The sequence below is a fragment of the Paramagnetospirillum magneticum AMB-1 genome, assembly GCF_000009985.1.
Lineage (GTDB): Bacteria > Pseudomonadota > Alphaproteobacteria > Rhodospirillales > Magnetospirillaceae > Phaeospirillum > Phaeospirillum magneticum.
In genome coordinates this window covers 2,090,490-2,105,398 of the sequence record NC_007626.1, presented here as the reverse complement: position 1 = coordinate 2,105,398, position 14,909 = coordinate 2,090,490, and the positions used below count along the sequence as shown (strand labels likewise).

5 protein-coding genes are annotated in these 14,909 nt (G+C 66.9%); 2 read left to right on the top strand and 3 right to left on the bottom strand.

Translation table 11 applies throughout. From position 1 onward, the window contains the following. Positions 1-26 precede the first annotated feature (26 nt). From AMB_RS09840 to AMB_RS25170, 3 genes are read right to left on the bottom strand one after another with little or no spacing between them, the layout of a single operon-like run. The gene (locus AMB_RS09840) at positions 27-1,139 is read right to left on the bottom strand and encodes a patatin-like phospholipase family protein (RefSeq protein WP_011384353.1); all 1,113 of its coding nucleotides are present in this window, start codon (positions 1,137-1,139) and stop codon (positions 27-29) included. Between the two features lie 13 nt (positions 1,140-1,152). Further along, positions 1,153-7,383, bottom strand: a complete 6,231-nt coding sequence (locus AMB_RS09835; protein ID WP_011384352.1) for a type I polyketide synthase — start codon at positions 7,381-7,383, stop codon at positions 1,153-1,155. Positions 7,384-7,414: 31 nt separating this feature from the next. Next, positions 7,415-7,819: a hypothetical protein gene (locus AMB_RS25170; RefSeq protein WP_011384351.1), complete on the bottom strand. Its 405-nt coding sequence runs from the start codon at positions 7,817-7,819 to the stop codon at positions 7,415-7,417. A gap of 276 nt (positions 7,820-8,095) precedes the next feature. Here AMB_RS25170 and AMB_RS09825 point away from each other — a divergent pair, with 276 nt between their 5' ends. Then, entirely contained in the window at positions 8,096-13,975 is a 5,880-nt protein-coding gene (locus AMB_RS09825) for an AAA family ATPase (RefSeq protein ID WP_011384350.1), read from the top strand. Continuing rightward, entirely contained in the window at positions 13,972-14,883 is a 912-nt protein-coding gene (locus tag AMB_RS24375) for a response regulator (RefSeq protein WP_011384349.1), read from the top strand. Before AMB_RS09825 ends, AMB_RS24375 begins: the two co-directional genes overlap by 4 nt. The last annotated feature ends 26 nt before the right edge of the window (positions 14,884-14,909 follow it).

The window sequence follows — 14,909 nt, the reverse complement described above, 5'->3', positions numbered from 1 at the left end:
AACGCCCCCTTCCGGGCGAAAAGCCTCTAGCCGATGGTCGCGCCGCCAAACATGGCGTCGTCGTCCTTCTCCTTCTTGCCGCGACCACGGGCCGGCGTGGGCTTGGGCGGCAGGGTGGCGCCCAGGCGGACACCCTTTTCGGCGACAAACTTCTTGCCCGTCTCGTAGCCCAGCTCGAACATGCGTTCCAGATTGGACCGCGACCAGTCCAGCGCGGTGGGCAGCCAGTCCTTGGGGATGTCGAACTGCACCTTGATCAGTTCCACGTCCTGACGGGCGGGATGCTCCTCGTTCCAGTCGTCGAGCATGTGCTCGAAGAAGGCCAGATCGTGCCGGGTCAGCGAGATCAGCGGCAGGATCAGATTCTGGCCCCAGGCCTGCCACAGGTTGGGCGGGTCCTGGATATAGCCCTCGTTGCCGAAGGCGTCGAACACCACCACGGTGCGGATGCCCTCGTCATGCTCGAGCAGGCCCTGGAAGTTGAAGGCATCCTCGGCGGCGCCTTCCAGGTACAGCTTGCCGTCGACCTCGGCCGGCGGATAGATGAAGGGATAGGCCAGGGTGGCGCCGAAATGGGGATAGTCCAGCACGTCCTTGCCGAAGATGGCCATCTTGTGGTCGGTCAGGTTGTAGGCGTTGAGGTAGACATCCTCCTCCACCGTCTTCAGGGCGTCGAAATCCACCATTTCCTGAATGAACGGAGCATTGGCGCACAGGCCCTTGCTGAAGACGTTCACGGTGGACGGCGTGGTCAGCGCCCAGAACATCTGGATCAGATCCGACCAGAATTTCTGCCGCTTGGTCATGCTGAACTGATTCATGATCCGGTTGTAGCCGGGAAGCTTTGAAATCAGCCAGCGATAGGCCTCGGCCACCTTGCTGCCCTTCATGAACACCTTGTAGTTCATGGGGATGTATTTGTAGATCTCGTCCGAGACGCCGAAATTCACCGAGTTGCGCAGCGAGTCCTGCCGGCTCATGCCCTTGGGCGCCAGATAGGACAGGGCCACGCCGCCGCCGCCGCCGGTGGCGGAGATGACGTCGAACTTGACCCCCGCCTCGTCGAAGGCCAGCAGGGCACCGGTCATCAGGGTGAAATTGGGAGCACCGCCCCCCAGCACCAAAGCCATCTTATGCATGTCGTTTCCCCCCTCAGGAAGGTGGCGCCATCAGCTCGCGGCCGATGACGCGCTGGATGAAAGCCGCGTCTTCGAAAATGGAATAATGGGTGCCTTCGCGCATGTAGACCTGCATGCGCGAATTGGTGAACCGCCCCCAGCCCAGGATGTCCTGGCGGGAGACGTAAGGGTCGCCCTTGGAAACGAAGCAGGTGATGGGAATGTCCCAGGGCTTTTCCGGCACGTAACGGTACTTGCTGGTCATCTCGAACTCGGCCCGCACGGCGGGCAGCATCAGGCGGCGCAGTTCCGGGTCGTCGAGGAACTGGTCGCTGGCCGCCATGTCGAACTGGCGGATGATCTCGGCGAAGATGGGATCGGCCTGGCGATAGGGCGGCAGATTGGGCTTGTAGCCCGGCATGGTGGCCAGATGCAGGGCCAGGTTCTTTTCGAACGGCCCGACGATACGCACCCGGTCGGGGCATCGCGCCCCCGAGCAGAACAGGTGACGCGGCTTGGTCTCGGTCTCGTGGATCAGGGTGCGCGCCACCTCGTACAGCGTCAGCCCGCCCAGGCAGTGGCCGAACAGCGCGAAGGGCAGGTCAAGCTTGCCCGTCTCCTCCATCTCGTCGATGACGTGATCGACGAAGACGTCCATGTCGCGCACCGGCTTTTCGCTGATGCGGGCCAGCCGCCCCGGCGGCTCCACGGCGATGACCTCGATGGCCGGATCGGTGGTGGCCGACCATGCCTGGAAGGCCGCCGAACCGCCGCCCGCGAAGGGAAAGCAGAACACCCGGTAGCGGGGATTGGCCCGCGGCGCCACGGTGACCAGCCACTTTCCCGCCCCGGCATTGATGGCGGGCTTGGGTTGCGGCCTGGGCGCCGCGTCCACCTCCACCACCGTCTCGGCGGCGGCGGAGGCAGCGGCGGGAGCGGAAACCTCCACCCCGGCCAGATCGGGCCAGACATCGGCCACCAGTTCGTCGATGCTGGGTCCCTTGATCAGCTTGACCGCCGGAATGCGCAAGCCCGTGGCGCTTTCCACCCGGTTGATCAGGGTGACCGACATCAGGGAATCCAGGCCCAGTTCACGCAGCGGCCGGTCGGACTCCACCTTGGCGGTCATGCCCAGGGTGGTCATCACCTGCCGCGCCAGGAAATCGGTGATGGCGGCGCGGCGAATCCCCGGTTCGGGCGCCGCCATGGCCTGCTTCAAGGCTTCGATATCGGCGGCCAGCCCGCCCACCGCGCCGCCCTGAAGTTCAGCGTAGAAGCGCGGCGGCACCTGGAACTGGCGCAGGAAGGTGGGCCAGTCGGCGGGAAGCACCACGGCCTGACCGGCCGCGCCGTCGAACAGCAGGTCGAAGGCCTCGCGGCCCAGATCGGGCTCGATGTAGTGAATGCCCCGCGCCCGCCAGATGGCCTCGCCCTGGGACCCCAGGCCGTCGGCCATGCCGGCGCTGGCCCAGGCGCCCCAGTTGACCGAGAGCGCGGGCAGGCCCAGGGCGCGGCGATGGGCGGCCAGGGCGTCGAGGCAGGCATTGCCGGTGGTGTAGTTGGTCTGGCCCGCCGAGCCGATCACCGACAACACCGAGGAATACAGCACGAAATCGTGGAGCTTCAGCCCCTGGCTATGCTTGTGCAGCCACCAGCCCGCGTCCAGCTTGGGCGCCAGGGCGCGGCGGAACTTGGTCCAGTCCATCTGGTCCACCAGACCGTCGTCCAGCACGCCGGCACTATGGTAAATCCCCTTGAGCGCCGGTTCGGCCTTGGCGAGACGGCCCAGCAGCCTGGCCACGTCGCCCTCCTTGGCGATATCGGCCTTGGCGATGGTCACCTTGGCCCCCAGCGCCTCCAGCCGGGCCAAGACCTCGGCGGCGTTGGCCGCCTTGTCGCCCTGGCGGCTGACCAGCACCAGATGGGCGGCCTTGCGCGATGCGGCCAGCCATTCAGCGGTCAGCACACCCAGTGCCCCCAGGCCGCCGGTCACCAGATAGGTGCCGCCCTCGCCCGCCGCCGGACGGCGCTCGGGGACGGGTGCGCGCACCAGCCGGGCGGCAAGGCGCTTACCGCCGCGCAGGGCGACCTGGGCCTCGTCATCGGCGGCGGCCAGATGGGCGGCCAGCAATTGGGCCTCGGCACCGGACGCTCCCCCGGCCTCCAGGTCGATCAGCCCGCCCCACAGGGCGGGCGCCTCCAGGGCGAGCGAGCGGCCCATGCCCCACATCCCGGCGCCCAGTACATGGGCGGGCGGCTCGGTGCCGGTGGCATCGGCGGCGTTACGGGTGACCAGATGCAGCTTGGGCGCCACCAGGAAGCCGGTGCGGTTGACCCCCAGGGCGCGCGACAGGCCGAGGACCGAATCGTAGAGGCGGCGCTGCGCCCCTTCGTCGCCCCAGGCCTCCTCGCCGGGGGCATCCACCGCCCCCAGATGAAGAATGCCCGCCTTGCCCGCCCCGGCCTCGGCGGCGAAGCCTTCCAGCAGACGGGAGAACCCCTCCAAATCGGTGGGGCAATCCTTGGCGGCCACCAGACGGCAGGCGGCGCCGGTGCGGCCCAGCGCCTCCTTCAGGGGTTTGGCGAAACCGTCGCCGCCCAGCAGCAGCCAGGTCAGCGGTCCCGATGCCTTGGCGGCCACCGGCGGCACGGGCCGGTCATCCCAGCGGGGGACATAGAGCCAGCCGTCTTCGCCATCGGCCCGGCGGGGCTTGAACAGGGAGGCGGGTAGCTTCTTGACCGACAGCCCGTCGAAGCTGGCCACCGGGCGGCCATCGGAATCAAAGGCCTCGATGTCGATCACCGTGATGTCGGCGCCATGGCCGTTGGGCTTGCGCCGGCGGGCGTGCACCCAAAGCTCCCGTTCCTCGGAACGGGCGCCGCTGAACCGCTCCATGGCCAGCGGCAGATGGGCCGAGGACCCCTCGGGCGGCGGCTGGGTGAAGTCGCCGTGCTCCTCGATCACCGCCGGGTAGACGTGCAGGCAGGCGTCCAGCAGGGCCGGATGCATCAGGCCGTTGCCCAGGGGCTCCACCAGATCGGGCAGGCGCAGGCGGGCCAGGGCCTCGCCTTCGCCGCGCCATAGGCTCTCGATGGCGCGGAAGCTGGGGCCGTAGGCCAGCCCCAGGCTGCGCATTCCGGCGTAATAGCTGTCGGCCTTGACCGGCAGGTGACAGCGCCGCTTCAGGGCCTTGGCGTCGAAGGTGCTGGCCTTGCCCGGCTTGGCGCGGCGGATTTCGCCGCGCATATGGGTCCGCCACTTGTCCTCGTCGCCGCCCCGGCTGGACAGGCTGAACCCCGCCCCATCGCCGTTGGCCTCCACCACCAGATGGCCGAGCCGAGCCTCGTCATCGGCCAGGACCAGGGCGTCGCCGTGGCTGAAGCCCGCCACTTCCAGCGGCCCCTCGCCTAGCTTGGCCCGCGCCCCCTCGAGGGCGGCCAGCAATCCGGCGGTGGTGGGCAGCACCACGGCGCCATGCACCCGGTGGTCATCGAGCCAGCCGAAGCGCTGGCGGCTGAACTCGGTCTCGAACTGATGGGCGGCCAGCGGCGAAGGCAGCCGCCGTCCGGTCAGTCCCGTTCCGGCGGGTACGGCGGCGCGGCGCCCGCCCACCGGCTCGTAATCCTTGGTGGCCCACACCCGCTCGTGCTGGAAGGCGTAGACGGGAAGCGACAGGCGCCGGAGATCGAAGGGCGCGTCGAAGGCCGCCCAATCGGGATCGTTGCCGGCGCGATAGAGCGCGCCCACACTCTCCAGCAAGGTCTGATGTTCATCGCCCTTGCCCAGGGTCGGCAGCCAGCCCAGCCCCTCGGCCCCGGCGACGCTGCGCCCCAGGGCCAGCAAGGCGCCGCCCGGACCGATCTCCACGAAGTCCCGGATGCCCGACTTGGCCAGCGCCGCCACGGCATCGGCAAAGCGCACCGCCTGCCGCGCCTGGCTGCACCAGTATTCGGAATCGGGCGCATCCTTTTTCGACTGACCGGTATAGGTCGAGACCCAGCCCAGCGCCGGAGCCTTGGCATTGGCCTGAACGGCCCAGACCGCCGCATCCAGCTCGGGCAGGGCCGGGTCCATCAACGGCGAATGGAAGGCGTGGGAAACGGTCAGCGCCTTGGAGGGAATCCCCTTGGCCTCGAGCGCCGCGACGGCCTTGGCCACTTCGGCGGCCTCGCCCGAAATCACCGTGCCCTGCGGCCCGTTGACGGCGGCGATGCCGATCTTTTTGCCGTCGAGGGCGGCCAAGACCTCGGCCACCACGGCTTCCTCGGCGAACACGGCGCTCATGGCGCCCCCCGCCGGCAGGGCCTGCATCATGCGGCCCCGCGTCGCCACCAGCCGGGCGGCATCGTCCAGGGAATACACCCCGGCGACGACGCAGGCCGCGAATTCGCCCACCGAATGGCCGCACACCGCCTCGGGCCGGATGCCCCAGGCGGCCAGGGTGCGGGCCAGGGCCACTTCCACCGCGAACAGGCAAGGCTGGGTATAGCCGGTGTTGTGGATGGCCTCGCCGTCCGCGAACAGCACGTCCAGCAGCTTGCGGTCGAGATGGGGATCGAGGGCGGCGGCCACGGCGTCCAGTTCGGCGCGGAAGGTGGGCTCGATCTCATAAAGAGTGCGGCCCATGCCCGCCACCTGGGCACCCTGGCCGCTGAACAGGAAGGCCAGCCGGCGGGGCTGGGACGCCTTGCGGGCCGCCTTGGGGTCGGCCTTGAAGCCCTCCAGCCGGGCGGCCAGTTCGGCCGGCGAGGCGGCGACACAGGCAAAGCGGTGGTCGAAATGGGTGCGGCCCACCGCCAGCGTATGGGCGTAGTCGCCCATGGCCATGTCGGGATGCGCCAGAGCCCAGGCGCGATGGCGGGCGGCGTTGGCGTCCAGGGCACCGGCCGACTTGCCCGACAACACCACCAGATGGCGCGGGCGCGGCGCGGCCCCGGTGCGGGGACGGGGCGGCGGGGCCTGCTCCATCACCACCACCCCATTGGTCCCACCGATTCCCAGCCCGTTGACCAGGGCGCGGCGGGGATGCTCGGGGACCTCGGGCCAGGACAGCCGCTCGGTATTCACGAAGAACCGGGACTGCTCGATCTTCATGCGCGGGTTGGGCGTGCGGTAATTGATGGTGGGCGGCACCACCCCTTCCCCCAGGGACAGCGCCGTCTTGATCAGGGAGGCCAGACCGGCCGATTGCTCGGAATGGCCGATATTGGGCTTGGTCGAGCCCATGGGGCATTTGCCCTGGCGCCGGTCGCCCTCGAAGGCCCGCTGCAGTGCCGTGAACTCGCGGGGATCGCCCACGATGGTGCCGGTGCCGTGGCACTCCACCGCACCGATGGTGGACGGGTCGAACCCGCTTTGCGCCAGGGCGGCCTTCATCACGTCGGTCTGGCCCCGCACGCTGGTCCCGGCATAGGAGGCCTTGCGCCCCCCGTCGTTGTTCAGCGCCGTGCCCCGGATCACGCCATAGATGTTGTCGCCGTCGGCCACGGCCTGGTCCAGGCCCTTGAACAGCATGGCGGCGACGCCCGACGAGAACACCGTGCCCCCGGCCTCGGCGTCGAAGGTGCGGATATGGCCGTCGGGGGCGAAGATGGCGCCCTTGACCCCCATATAGCCCGCCGCCTGGGGCACGCGGACGATGCCCGCCGCCGCCAGGGCCATGGCGCACTCGCCGCCCTGGATGGCGTTGCAGGCCAGATGCACCAGCACCAAGGAGGTGGAGCACGCCGTCTGCACGTTGAGGCTGGGACCGGTAAGGTTCAGCTTGAAGGACACCCGGGTGGCGGCGAAGTCCTTGTCGTTGCCGATATGCAGCAGGCTGGCCGTGGCGCCGCGGGAATCCGGGTGGTCGGCCAGCTCGTTCATCATGTAGTTGGTGACCACGCTGCCGGTGGCGGCATAAACGCCGACGGGGCCGTGATCCTGGCCGGGAGGATACCCGGCATCCTCAAACGCCTCCCACGACACTTCCAGCAGATGGCGCTGCTGCGGGTCGATGAGGCGGGCTTCGTGGGGGGAATAGCCGAAGAACTGCGGATCGAAATTCTCGGTGCCCGGCAGCAGGAAGGCCGCCTTGACGTAATCGGGGTGGCGCAGCCGGGCCGGGTCGACTCCGGCCTCAATCATCTGGGCGTCGGTCAGGAAGGTGACCGACTCGACGCCGTCCAGCAGATTGCGCCAATAGGCGCGCCAATCGGACGCGCCGGCGAAACGGCACGCCATGCCGATGATGGCGATATCCAGCGGCTTGCGGACGCCCCTCATACTTCCCCCTCCCCTCCTTATGCCCCGAGGATCACCACTCCTTGTCGTCCTCGCCCTGGTAGCCGCCCCCCATGAAGCCGCCGCACAGCTCCATCTCGCGCAGCCGGTCGAAGGCGCGCTCGAACACCTCCTGCATGGCCGACAGGTAGTCCAGCCAGGTCTCGACCATCCACATCATCAGTTGCAGCTGCATCTTGGCCATGCCGCCGCCGGGCATGCCACCGCCCATGGCCATCATCAGGGGCAGCATCTGCATGAACTGGGCGGGGCCGAAACCGCCGCCGAACGGATTGCCGCCGAACCCCTGGCCGAAGGCGCCGGTGCGACTGAATGCGCCATTTTCACGAGCATTTCTTCTGCATTTATTTCGTTTTTTATTTTTATCCTCGGAGTCACTATCGCTATCAGAAATTTTTTCGTGATTGTTTTCGCGCATTGCACCACCCTTACGCTTGGAATTGCCGTTTCAGATATCATACCAAGATATAGGACGTCCATTCCTTGCCACAGTTTAAAAGGCACACCTTTAGCTCATCAGGTATTACCCTTAGTATTCATGTTGCGAGAACTCAGGAAAGGGAGGGACGCGGCAGACCAGGTGGTTGCGAGGATTGAACGAGAGCAAAAAGCAACGTAGGCTGAGCGCGGCGGATGGTGTCCCGCGTCGGAACGGACACCTGAAGTCAAAGTCGATTTGGGGGTTTGGGGACCAATGAGTGTTCCGTCCGAGTTCAAGGTGGCCGACATCCTCTGCCGGGACGAGGAGACGTTGCTGGCGCGCGGCACCGCCGCCGGCGGTCGCGCGGTCCTGCTCCGCAGCACGTCGTCCGCCCGGCCATCGCAACCGGTCATCGACCGTCTGCGGCGTGAATTCGCGCTGAGGAGCGAAATCGACGCGGCCTGGGGCGCCGTCCCCCTGTCGCTGGACGAGGTATCCGGCCGCCTGACCCTGACCCTTTCCGATCCCGGCGGCGTGCCGCTGTCGCAGGTGATCGCGTCGCGCTCCGGCCCGCTGCGCATGGCGGACGTGGCCCGGCTGCTGCGCCTGTCGGCCCTGCTGGCCCGGACCCTGGGGCGCGTCCATGTCAAGGGACTGATCCACAAGGATATCACCCCCTCGAACATCCTGATCGACGAGGCCGGCGCCACGGTAACCTTCACCGGCTTCGGGGCGGCCTCCCAATTGCGGCGCGAGCAGCGTCACAACCAGGGAGCCGAAAGCGTCTGCGGAACCTTCGCCTACATGGCCCCCGAGCAGACGGGCCGGATGAACCGGTCGGTGGATTCCCGCAGCGACCTCTATTCCCTGGGCGTCGTTCTTTACGAGATGTTCACAGGGCTGCGGCCGTTCTCCGCAGTGGACCCCATGGAGTGGGTCCATTGCCATATCGCCCGCCAGCCCTCGCCGCCCCATGACCGGGTTGCCGGCCTGCCCGACCAGATTTCGGCCATCATCATGAAGTTGCTGGCCAAGACCGCGGAAGAACGCTACCAGACCGCCGAGGGTCTGGCCTCCGATCTGGAGGCCTGTCTGGCCGAATGGACGACCGCCGGGCGGATTTCCGGCTTCCCCCTGGCCGGAAGCGACCATTCCGGCATCCTGACCATTCCCGAGCACCTTTACGGCCGGGAACGGGAATCGGACATCCTGCTGGCGGCCTTCCGCCGGGTGGCCGACGACGGCATGCCCGAACTGGTTCTGGTGTCGGGCTATTCCGGAGTCGGAAAGTCGGCCCTGGTCAACCAGATCCACCCGGCCATGGTCGAGCGCGACGGCATGTTCGGCGCGGGCAAGTTCGACCAGCACAAGCGGGACATTCCCTATTCCACCTTCGCCCAGGCCTTCCACACCCTGATCCGCCAGATTCTGGGCGCGCCGGAATCGGACATCCGCCGCTGGCGCGAGGCCTTCCTGGATGCGGTCGGCCCCAATGGCGGGCTGCTCATCGATCTCATTCCCCAGCTGGAGCTGGTGGTGGGCGAGCAGCCGGGCGTGCCCGAACTGCCGCCGGGCGAGGCGCAGGTCCGCTTCCTGACGGTGTTCCGCCGCTTCGTCTCGGTGCTGGCCCGGCCGGAGCAGCCGCTGGTGCTGTTCCTGGACGACCTCCAGTGGATGGACAACGGGTCCATGAAGCTGCTCGAACACCTGATGACCCACCCCGAGGTGCGGCATCTTCTGCTGATCGGCAGCTATCGCGACAACGAGGTGGACAGTTCCCACCCCCTGATGCTGTCGGTGGAAACCATCCGCAAGGGGGGGCGGCCGGTCGACGACATCGTGCTCAAGCCTCTGAACGAGGACGACCTTGGACATCTGGTGGCCGATACGTTGCGTTGTGCCGGCGAACGGGCGGCTCCGCTGGTCCGGCTGATTCACCAGAAAACGGCGGGCAATCCGTTCTTCGCCATCCAGTTCCTGAGCACCTTGGCGGAAGAGAAGCTGCTGTGGTTCGATCAGAGCAAGGCGGAGTGGCGCTGGGACCTCGGACGCATCGGCGACATGGGGTTTTCCGACAACGTGGTCATCCTGATGGCGGCCAAGCTGCGCCGCCTGCCCGAGGCCGACCAGGCGGAGTTACGGCGGATCGCCTGCCTGGGCAACGGCACCACCCTGGGCACCCTGGCCATGGCCTACGACCGGACGGAAGAGGAGTGCCTGGGCAGCCTGGAAAAGGCCATTCAGGCCGGCTTTCTGATCCGCAACGGCGATCGCCTCAGCTTCACCCACGACCGGATTCAGGAAGCGGCCTATCTGTCCCTTCCCATCGCCGAAATGGTCGCCACCCATCTGCAGATCGGGCGGCGGATGCTGGAAAGCCTGTCCGCCGAGGAGGTCGACGACCGGCTGTTCGACGTGATCCACCACCTCAATCTCGGCCGCCAGATGATCACCAGCCAGGCCGAACGCGACCTGCTGGCCGGGCTGAACATCCAGGCGGGGCGCAAGGCCAAGGCGTCCTCGGCCAATGCCTCGGCCCGGGTCTACTTCACCCTGGCCCGCAATCTGCTGGGGGCCGATTGCTGGGACGTGGCCCACGACAACACCTTCGCCCTGTTCCTGGACCTGTCCGAGTGCGAATACCTGGTGGGCAACCATGCCCAGGCGGACGCGCTGTTCGAGCTCTTGCTGGGCAAGGCGGCCACCGATGACCAGAGCGCCCAGGTCTGGCGCCTGCGCTTTCGCATGTTCATGGTCTCGGGCCGTTTTGGCGACGCCGTCGCCGTCGCCGTCAAGGCCCTCGAACGTTTCGGCCTCGCCTGCCCCGAGACCGAAGAGGATACCGCCAGCGCCGTCCAGGCGGCGCGCCAGGAACTGGCCGGGCTCCTCAAGGGGCGGCACGTGGCCGATCTGGTCCGGCTGCCCGAATGCCACGTCCCCGCCGTCCGGGCGCTGATCGGCCTGATCGCCGACGCCATTCCGGCGGTGTATCACGTGCGTCCCCTGCTCTATCCCTTTCTGGGCCTCACGGCCATCAACCTGTCGCTGCACCACGGCGTGACCGAGGATTCCAGCGCGGCGTTCTCGGGCTATTCCGTGTCCCTGGTGGGCCGGTTCGAGGATTTCCGCACCGGGCTGGAATTCTCGGAACTGGCGCTGAAACTGGGCGAACGCTTCGACAGCGCCCCGCTGAAGGGGACCTTGCTGTTCCGCCACGGCTATTTCGTCACGCCGTGGAGCAAGCCCATCGCCTCCATCATGCCGGTGCTGGAGGAGACCTTCCGCACCTGCCTGGATACCGGCAACCTGATCTATGCCGCCTATGTGGCCTATGCCTCGGCCTGGATGCTGTTCGAGAAGGGCGAGCCGCTGGACGTGGTGCTGGCCCATATGCGCAAGTACACGCCCTTCGCCGCCAATGCCCGCATTCCCTTCGCGATCCTGATGCTGCGGCTGCAGGAACTGTTCATCGCCGGGCTGCAGGGAGTCGAGCTGGACGTCAAGCCGGGCATCGCCGGCGCGGACAGCGCCGAGAACTCCTACGAGGCGCTGGTGGCGACGGCCCATGGCTACGGCATCGCCTTCTACCATGTGGTCCGGCAGGTCACCCCCTATCTGATGGGCCGTTACGAAGAAGCGCTGGGCGCTGCCCGCGAGACGGCGGCCCTGGTGCCGAAGATCTCGTCTTCGGTGATCGAGACCTCCCACCATTTCTACGGAGCGCTGGCCATCACCGCGCTCTATCCCAGCGCCGAACCCGAGCGGCGGGAGGAAATGGCTCCCTGGCTGGCCGAGCACCATCGCAAGCTGGCACTGTGGGCCGAGCACTGCCCGGAGACCTTCGCCGCCCGCGCCGCCCTGATCGATGCCGAAATGGCCGCCCTGTCCGGCGGCGGCAATGAGGTCATGCGCCTTTACGAAAGGGCCATCCTGACCGCCCGCGAACATGGCCAGCTCCATTGCGAGGCCATCGCCAACGAGCGCGCCGGCCAGTTCTGCCTCGAGCAGGGCCTGCCCAGCATCGCCGAGAACTATCTGCGCAACGCCCGCTATTGCTATACGCGCTGGGGGGCGCTGGCCAAGGTCGCCCAGCTCGATCAGAACTTCCCCCGGCTGGCCGAGGCCGCCCTGGCCGACGGCGCCATGACCAGCTTCAGCGGCAGCGCCGACGGGCTGGACCTGATGACCGTCATCAAGGCGCAGCAAGCGGTGTCCGGCGAGATCGTGCTGGGCAAGCTGGTGGAATCCCTGCTGCGCATCGTGGTCGAGCACGCCGGGGCCGATCGCGGCCTGCTGATCCTGCGCCATGGCGACAGCTTCCGCATCGAGGCCGAGGCGGTTGTGGAGGGCGACCTGATCGCCGTGTCCACCTGCGCCGCCCCGCCCACCTCGGACGACCTGCCGCTGACCGTCTTCCAATACGTGGCCCGCACCCGCGAAAGGGTGGTGATCGACAACGCCATCGGCCCCAACACCTACATGACCGAAGGCTACGCGGCGCGCAGCGGCGTCAAGTCGGTGATGTGCCTGCCCGTGGTCACCCATGGGGCGCTGTCGGCGGTGCTCTACCTGGAAAACCGGCTGGCGGCCGGGGCCTTTACCCGCAAGCGGGTGGCGGTGCTGGACCTGCTGGCCACCCAGGCCTCCATCTCCCTGGAAAACGCCCTGCTCTACACCGAAATGGAGGAACGGGTCCGCGACCGCACCCGCGAGCTGGCGGAATCCCTGTCGGCGGTCAAGACCAAAGGCGACCAGGTCTCGGCGCTTCTGGACAATTCCGGCCAGGGCTTCCTGTCCTTCCGCGGCGATCTGGTGGTCGAGCCGGAATTCAGCCATCCCTGCCTGACCTTCTTCGGCGGCTCGCCCGCCGGCAAGCCGGTGGACGAGTTGCTGTTCTCCGGTAACGAGCATGCCCGCGACACCCTCCGGGCCTGCATCGAGGAGGCCCTGAAGGAACACGACACCTCGCGCGCCGAGCTGTATCTGTCGCTGCTGCCCGAGGAGATCTCCATCGGCCGGCGCGTCCTGAAGGCCGAGTTCAAGCCGCTGAACCGCTCGATCATGGTGGTGCTGACCGACATCACCGGCGAGAAAGCCCTGGCCGCGCAGGTGGCGCGCGAGCGGACCCGCCTCGAGATGATCGTGTCGGCCGTCACCTACGGCAACGACTTCTTCGACGCCGTCGCCGAGTTCACCAATTTCGTCCAGGATGGCGCGGGAATGTGGCGCGGCCGCGACCGGGCGGTGCTGTACCGGACCATTCACACCTTCAAGGGCACCTTCAACCAGTTGGGCTTCCACCACCTGCCCACCCAGTTGCACGACGTGGAATCCTCGCTGCAGCGGCTCGGCCGCCGGGGCGATGCCGCCGAGGCGGCGACCATGGTCTTCGCCCGCGACTGGCAAGCCGTCCTCAACGCCGACCTTGAAACCGTCCGCGAGGCCCTGGGCGACGATTTCATGGCCCGGCGCGGCGTGGTCACCGTCACCCCGGAACAGGCCAAGCGCTTCGAACGCTTTGCCCGCGGCCTGCTGTCGGAAACCGATATCCCGAACGTTCTCGAGGAAATCGCCGCTATCCGCACCGTGTCGCTGCGCCAGGCCATCGCCGATTTCGACAAGATGATCCACCAGATCTCGGCCCGCCTGGAAAAGGAAGTGGCGCCCCTGGTGGTGGAAGGCGACGACGTGCGCATCGATCCCGAGGTGTTCGGGCCGTTCCTGCGGTCGCTCGGCCATGTGTTCCGCAACGCCATCGATCACGGCATCGAGGACCCGGATTCCCGCCTGTCCACCGGCAAAAGCGAGATCGGCACCATCACCTGCGCCATCCGCCGCAACAATGGCGCGCTTGACATCGACATCGCCGATGACGGCGCCGGCATCGATGTGGAGACCCTGCGCCGGCGGGCCGCCGAGTTGACCAGCGACGATGTCAGCGACTGGGATATCGCCGACCTGGTCTTCGCCGAAGGCATCAGCATTCGCGCCGAGGCCACCGAGCTGTCCGGCCGGGGCGTCGGCATGACTGCCGTGAAGGCCAGCGTCGAGGAACTGGGCGGCAGCATCCGCATTGATTCACGGCCCGGCCACGGCACCCACTTCCTGTTCCACATCCCCTTCCCCCCTCAGGTGGAGGGGCGGGCCCAATGACCTTCGACATGTTGAAGTTTCCGCCGACCATGGCGGCGGTGCTGACCCGCACCCGCGACTACTTCCAAGAGGAGATCGGACTCAAGGTCTCTAGAGCGAAGCCGCGCACCGGTAACGTCGATGCATTACAATTGCGCGATGTCACCGCCGTCGTCTGCACCGATGGTCCGGTCAAGCTGCTGATCGCCTTCAGCTTCCAGCGGGTCCTGCTCGAACACCTCCGCGAGGTGATGACCGCCGACCTGAACGTCCTACCCTCCGAGCGCGAACTGTTCCTGCGGGAAACGGCCGGCGAGACGGTCAACTTCATCCTCGGACACGCCACTGCGGATCTGGCCGAGGGCGGCAACGTGATACGTTTGTCCCCCCCTTCCGTATTAGACGAAGAAAAGAACATTCTTCGTCCCAAAAAGGCGATTTTCACCACCATCGAAATGACAACCAGCCATGGTACTCTCGACATCAATTTCATCGGCCCGTCCGAGCTTTTCGACCGTAGATTGAACTTTATTAACGAAGAAGAAGTTCAAGGGGGGAACATGCACCCGCTTAAGGTTCTGATTGTTGACGACTCGCTCCTGACCGTCCGGACGCTGACCGGCATGCTGATGGAACTTGGGCATCTGGTGGTCCAGACGGCGGGAAGCGGGGCTCTGGCCCTGGAGGCCTATCGTCAGGCCAAGCCCGACCTCGTCACCATGGACATCACCATGCCCGACATGGACGGAATCGAAGCCACCACCGGTATCTTGAAGGAATTCCCTGACGCCAACATCATCATGGTGACCTCCCATGGCCAACAGGGTATGGTGATGAAGGCTGTGAAGGCAGGCGCCAAGGGCTATGTCCTCAAGCCCATCAAGGCGGACAAGCTGCGTGAAATGATCGCGCGGGTCTTCAAGGCCTGATGGAACTTTTCCGCAAGGGTCAGGGG

Bases quoted from the DNA above. Each gene is read 5' to 3' on its own strand.
- AMB_RS09825 (WP_011384350.1), top strand. From the start codon at position 8,096: ATGAGTGTTCCGTCCGAGTTCAAGGTGGCCGACATCCTCTGCCGGGAC.
- AMB_RS25170 (WP_011384351.1), bottom strand. From the start codon at position 7,819: ATGCGCGAAAACAATCACGAAAAAATTTCTGATAGCGATAGTGACTCC.
- AMB_RS24375 (WP_011384349.1), top strand. From the start codon at position 13,972: ATGACCTTCGACATGTTGAAGTTTCCGCCGACCATGGCGGCGGTGCTG.
- AMB_RS09835 (WP_011384352.1), bottom strand. From the start codon at position 7,383: ATGAGGGGCGTCCGCAAGCCGCTGGATATCGCCATCATCGGCATGGCG.
- AMB_RS09840 (WP_011384353.1), bottom strand. From the start codon at position 1,139: ATGCATAAGATGGCTTTGGTGCTGGGGGGCGGTGCTCCCAATTTCACC.